A 6,277-nucleotide genomic window follows, 5' to 3' on the forward strand; every position below is an offset into this window, starting at 1 on the left:
TTACATTTAGTTATTCTTGTGAATCCTCGAAGTTGATACTTTTTACATATCTGTCTTCTCCTATTATAGTATTTTCAAATATTTCTCTGGCATTTTCCAAATACAGCTGTGGTTCAGGCATGGAAGGGCTGAAATGAGTAAGCCACAATTCCCCTACTTCTGCCCTTCTGGCAAGAAGTGCCGCTTCTGAAAATACCATGTGTTTATACCGAATGGCCTTCTCAATGCTTTCATCATCACCGTACATCCCCTCACAAATAAACACATTAGAATATTGAATAAATTTCACCAGTTCTTCGACGGGCCTGGAATCCGTACAATAGGATATCTTTAGTCCCCTTCTCTTATGTCCAAGCACCATGTCTGGAGTGTATATATAGTCCTTATTCCTTACAACCTCCCCTTTTTGAAGTTTACTCCAAAATCTCCTGGGTATTTTATTTTTAATAGCTTTTTCTCTGTCAAACTTTCTATTTCTAACTATATCTAAAGAATATGCAAGACAGGGTATACCGTGATCTACCGATAATATATTTATATTAAAGTCTCCTATTTTTTTATAACAGCTGCCCTTTCCATAAAGTTCAATCAGATTCATTTTATACGGAAGCACGGGTGCTATAACCCTAAGTCCATTTATCACTTTCAAAAGGCCCTCAGGTCCTATTATGCTAATGGGTTCCGTCCTTCCTGAATTAGCTATTGTAAGTAACAGCCCCGGCAATCCTGCTATATGATCTGCATGAAAATGTGTAAATAAAATAACATCTATATTCTTTATTTTCCACCCTAAAATTTTCAAGCTCAGCTGTGTACCTTCACCACAATCTATAAGAAGTTTTCTTCCCTTATAGGAAACTATCATTGAAGTAAGGTATCTGCCCGGGACCGGCATACTTCCTCCACATCCAAGTAAACATAAATCCAACATAAGCCTACCTTCTTCCTGAATTTAGTATATAACATAATAACATAAATTCAAATTAATTTCCCATATTCTTTAAATATTAATAACTGGCTTCTTTTTAACAGCAGCCAGTTATTAGATTAAATCTTATTGTAGTGATATAAAATAATCATAAGCTATCCTGGAAATTCTTCCAATTGTCTTCCTTGCAAAATTATTGGTGACAGCATTCCAGGTAAGCCCGCAGAAAATATAATCCACATTAGGAAGATACACTATGCCCACATCATAGCTTATTCCATCCAAATCTCCCGTCTTGTGGGCAATAGTAGTTTCATCTGGAACATCAAGCCTCATAACACTATTATCCAGCTGATTTATCAATATGTCTTTCATCATAATACTGTAAGGTTCTCCAGACTTCTCACCTCTATAGATGATTTCAAAAAATTTTACCATATCTGAGGCAGTTGTTTTATTTTCTCTTCCCTCTTTTCTAGCCAACGAATCCATCATTTTTCTCTGAAGCGTCGTATCTTTGATTTTTAAACTTTTGATATAATCATTTACATTATCCATGCCTGCAAGATCTATCAATATGTTTGCTGCAGTATTATCGCTTTGAATTATCATCAAAGTTATTATATCCTTTAAAGTATAACTGCTGCCGCTTTCCAAAAGATTGAGTATGCTAAAAGGTACTTTTACATCATTTTCTACTGTTATTCTCTGCTTAAGTGAAAGTTTGCCCTCCTTAACTTGTTTAAATACTTCCATCATTATAGGTATTTTTATAAGGCTTGCAGAAGGTACAACCACTTTTTCATTATAGGCAGCTTTTTCTCCTGTCTTAAGATTTTCCACCATAAATGCACAATTCAATTTTTTAAAATCCATTGCACTTAGCATTTGTTCATACAGCATTCTTTATTCCTCCTGACTTTCTACTTTTTGTTTTGAAATTTTATTCTTTTTTTCATAATTGGAATACATTATAAATGCCACAATAGAGAAAAATATAGGGCCTACAGCCATCCATATGGTGCTTTGCATATCACCTTGAAATGCCGGTGTAATTATGGTAAACAAATTTGCAAAACCTATAGTAAATACAACAATTATTTCCCAGATCAGAGATGATCTATGGCTCTTAAAAATTACAAAGGGCTTGTTGATTTCCTTTTTCCTTTTAAAAGGTACAAAAGCTCCTGCTATAAACATATAGGGAATTGTCAACGCCACATTTGTCATACTTACAACTATGTTAAAAAACTTGGATGCACCTTCCCCTCCAACTGTAAGCAGTCCTAAAAGCAAAACAACTATAATACACTGTATCCACATTGCATTTTTGGGCATGTCATCTTTTATCTCAGTCATTTTTTCAGGGAACAGTCCTTTTGGAGTACCTTCTATTATCTGCTTAAGCGGGCCATACAACAGTGTTATAATGCTTCCCGTCAATGCCAGGAACATGGATAGGCCAACAAATCTTGCTACCCAGGCACCTAATGAAAGTGCTGCAGACTGACTTAAATTCAGACTGATACCAAGCTGATAACCCAAATTCTGCATTATGACATATGCAACATTGGCCAAATGAACATCTGGATTTGAAAGTACCTGTTTCCAGTTTGTAAAGATTCCACACATAAATATACCTATGGAATAGCCCAATGTTATTACTATCGCAGATATAATCATACCCTTTGAGAAATTTTTTTCGGGTTTTTCGGTCTGATCTACAAGCCCTGCTACAACTTCAATTCCTCCATAGGCAAATATGGCAAAAACTATAAAAGATAAAATTGAAAGAGTGCTGTGATATTTAGGATTTGGAGATACTGTAAAACTAAGAGGTTGTGCAAGTTGTCCATGGTTTGCCGCAAGAACAATCAGAGCACCTATGATCAAGAGAACATTTAGAAGCATAACTGCAGTACCTCCAACTGAAGTAACTTTTGAAATATTTTTCAGTCCCTTGGTAGCTATAAATGTCATGGTTACTATAAAAATAATACTGAAAATTCCTATAACCTGAGTGGATTTAAGTCCCCAGAACCCCCATGTGGCTGTTATATCTCTGCCAAATATTAAATTTGAAAGTGGAATCCATATAAGCGAACACATATCAACTATAAGGACAACATATGAAGCATACCACATAAATGTTGCTTCAAAAGCGTATTTAGGTCCTACGGATCTATTCATCCAAGAGTAAATACCACCTCTTTCATTTTTAAAGGCAGAACCAAATTCGGCCATCATAAATGAATATGGAATAAAAAATGCTATTCCTGATATTATATACCATGGAATAGAAGAATACCCCATGAGAAGAAATGCTCTGGGCATATTGGCAAAACCGAAAACCTCTGTAAAAATCATTAAAATCAGTGCTATAAGTGTCAATTTTTTTGAATTACTCGTAGCCATTTTTTCCCCTCCCAAAATTTATTAAATATAATATTTTAACCTATTTATAATTTATGGACTCTATGCCAAGTCCAGGTTTATCTGTAAGAGTTATCTTGCTTTCATTAAATACTGCCCCTCCACTTACAGGATCTTCACTGCACAAGACAGGGCCATCCAAATCAATCCTAGTTATGATACTTTTTGCACAGGCCAAATGAACTGCAGCTGTCACACTTACTTTTGCCTCAAGCATGCATCCTATCATACATTCAACCCCATATATCTCCGCTAAAGAGCATATTTTCAGCGCATTGTATATTCCACCTGTTTTCATAAGTTTTATATTTATCATATCCGCTGCCCTCTTCTGCAATATATTTAGAGCATCTCTTGGTGAAAACATGCTTTCATCTGCCAAAACCGGAATGGACACATTATCTGTGACGAATTTTAGCCCCTCGATATCCTGTGCTATAACAGGCTGTTCTACAAATTCAAGATCGAGCTCTGCATCTTCCATTTTTCTCAATACTTTTACAGCTTCCTTGGGTTTCCATCCCTGGTTTGCATCTATTCTAAGGTCAATATCATATCCTACAGCTTGTCTTATAGCTTTCATTCTTTCCAGATCTTTTTCAGAATTCTCTCCGACTTTTATTTTTAAGGTTTTGTATCCCCTTTTTACAGCATCCAAACTATCTTTTACCATTTTTTCAATATCGTTTACACTTATCGTTATATCTGTACTTATCTCTTTCCTAAATCCTCCCAAAAGTTTATACAACGGTGCTCTATACAGCTGCCCGTATAAATCGTAAAGAGCTATGTCCACTGCAGCTTTTGCACTGGTGTTTTTTATAATACACCCATTCAATTTCCGTATTACAGCTTCAAAGTTTTCTATATCCATACCTACAATAGCTTTTTTTATGTGATCCTCTATGGCTCCCATTATAGCTCCAGCAGTATCACCGGTTATTACTCCTGTAGGCGGAGCCTCCCCAAAGCCTGTATTCCCCGTATCCGTATATATTTCAACTATAACATCTTCTACCTTTTCCACAGTGCGAAGTGCTGTTTTAAAGGGAGTTTTAAGTGGAACGGATATCTTTTTTATTTTTAGATCTTGTATTTTCATTTAAAATACCTCCTTGAAATAATACAAAAAAGCCAGCAAAAGCACACATTGTTGCTTTTACTGGCTTTCATTTACTTTAAAATAAGGATAACTCATTTACCATAAATAAAACAGTAAATCAAAAATATCTTTTCTTCATTTCATTATATTTTTTGACTCCATCTTTGTAGGCTACAATAATAGCCTTTTGAGAAGAGCCGTGATATCGCTTTATAACCTCTTCCTTCAACTTATCATCAAAGGTTTTAAGGCTTCTGCCCATCAAAAGGGATTTTATAAATTCATCTGTAGTCCTCAGTGTAGAAGATGAACTCGAATCAATTATCCTATCTGTTTTTAAATCCACTACAAAACCTATATAAAATGAATTAAATCTGAGTGTAATGGCATTGTCGGTATTTGTTTTGGCATTGCCCACTACATATACCGTATTTTTCTCATACATGAAATCATCTCAATTATGTAAGAATATAAATAATTACTAATTATTATCCATATTATAGAATAAATATTGGGAAAAGTCAATTAACAATAAAATACAGATTAAAATATAAAAGGCAGTTATAAAATCTCCTATACAACTTTATAACTGCTCTGTTTTCTTTGTTTAAATTTCTGAAAATATTCAAATAAATTTATGAGAAGTTTCTAGCCATCATGCACTCAATATTAAGTCGTCAACCTTACAGCCAAGTACTTTTGCTATTACTGAAACTTTGTCAAGACTTGGATTTTTCTTATCTCCCCTCTCCAGTTCTTCTAAATAAGATTTTGAAATTGAAGTTTCAAAACTGGTATCCTTAGTAAGATTTTGAATATCTAAGGTAGTATATCCTAAGCCTACCCTTATATCACGAATTTTTTTTCCGTTTAACATAAGAAAACCCCCTATTTAATATTGACTTCTCTTTTTAAATTATATTCCTTTTTTATAAAAATTTACAGCGGGGTTTTGTTATTTAATTGTTAATTTGCTTCATATTTATTGCTCAACAAGCCTGTAACCAACTCCAACTTCCGTATATATATATTCAGGTCGTATAGGATCTTTTTCAAGTTTTCTTCTCAAATTTGCCATAAATACTCTGAGAGATTGGGTTTCACTGCCCAGAACGGATCCCCAAATTTCGTTTATAATAAAATTATGGGTCAGCACTTTGCCTGAATATCTGCATAAAAGTTCCATTATTTTGAATTCCGTAGGAGTCAGATGTATATTTTTGCCTGCTGCAACCACTTTTCTTTTTTCAAAATCAATATACAGATCCTTAACTCTAAATTCCTTCATCTTTTTTCCCTGAACACTGTTCATACCACTGTGTCTCAATGACACGCGAATCCTGGCAAGCAGCTCTCCTATTCCAAAAGGTTTTGTCAGATAATCATCTGCTCCTCTGTCCAGTGCTTCAACCTTCTGTCTTTCATTTTCTCTAGCGGAAACAATTATAATGGGAACTTTTGACCATTCCCTTATTCTAGATATAACTTCAATTCCATCAATATCCGGAAGGCCAAGATCAAGTATTATGAGATCCGGATTATTTGACATGGAAAGAGCCACAGCCTCATTTCCCTTATCCGTTTCAATGTACTTGTAATTTTGAGCTGACAGTGACGTAGTTATGAATCTTCTTATAATTTTGTCATCTTCAACTACTAGAATATACGGTTTATTATCCACCTGTCATTCTCCTCGTATAATAAGTTTATAGTCAGTTAAATGACTGCTATAAACTTATTTATTTTTTATATTTTAGTATAGATGAGAAAGCATCTGTGCTTTTCTGTGGGGATTCTCCCAATTCCATAATTGC

Annotated in this window: 7 protein-coding genes; all 7 read right to left on the reverse strand. The window is 34.5% G+C overall.

Annotation, left to right across the window (positions count from 1 at the left end; genetic code table 11):
* Positions 1-10: 10 nt before the first annotated feature.
* The 7 genes from J5G60_RS04440 to J5G60_RS04470 all read right to left on the reverse strand — a co-directional run bounded on the left by J5G60_RS04440 (position 11) and on the right by J5G60_RS04470 (position 6,144).
* The gene (locus J5G60_RS04440; RefSeq protein ID WP_150355963.1) at positions 11-931 is read right to left on the reverse strand and encodes a ribonuclease Z; all 921 of its coding nucleotides are present in this window, start codon (positions 929-931) and stop codon (positions 11-13) included.
* 123 nt (positions 932-1,054) lie between these two features.
* Positions 1,055-1,831, reverse strand: coding sequence for a serine hydrolase (locus J5G60_RS04445; RefSeq protein ID WP_150355962.1), 777 nt, complete (start codon positions 1,829-1,831; stop codon positions 1,055-1,057).
* 3 nt (positions 1,832-1,834) lie between these two features.
* Entirely contained in the window at positions 1,835-3,343 is a 1,509-nt protein-coding gene (gene yjeM, locus J5G60_RS04450; protein ID WP_150355961.1) for a glutamate/gamma-aminobutyrate family transporter YjeM, read from the reverse strand.
* Positions 3,344-3,383: 40 nt separating this feature from the next.
* Positions 3,384-4,463 carry a dipeptide epimerase gene (locus tag J5G60_RS04455; RefSeq protein WP_150355960.1) on the reverse strand — a complete coding sequence of 360 codons (1,080 nt, stop codon included), beginning with the start codon at positions 4,461-4,463 and terminating at the stop codon, positions 3,384-3,386.
* A gap of 118 nt (positions 4,464-4,581) precedes the next feature.
* On the reverse strand, positions 4,582-4,908 hold the full coding sequence (locus J5G60_RS04460) for a DUF3870 domain-containing protein (protein ID WP_150355959.1): 327 nt from the start codon (positions 4,906-4,908) through the stop codon (positions 4,582-4,584).
* Positions 4,909-5,118: 210 nt separating this feature from the next.
* Complete coding sequence (locus J5G60_RS04465; RefSeq protein WP_150355958.1) at positions 5,119-5,340, reverse strand: helix-turn-helix domain-containing protein; 222 nt, start codon at positions 5,338-5,340, stop codon at positions 5,119-5,121.
* Positions 5,341-5,445: 105 nt separating this feature from the next.
* Positions 5,446-6,144, reverse strand: coding sequence for a response regulator (locus J5G60_RS04470; RefSeq protein WP_150355957.1), 699 nt, complete (start codon positions 6,142-6,144; stop codon positions 5,446-5,448).
* Positions 6,145-6,277 lie beyond the last annotated feature (133 nt).

Source organism: Clostridium sp. HV4-5-A1G (assembly GCF_900184915.1).
Lineage (GTDB): Bacteria > Bacillota > Clostridia > Clostridiales > Clostridiaceae > Clostridium_B > Clostridium_B aromativorans.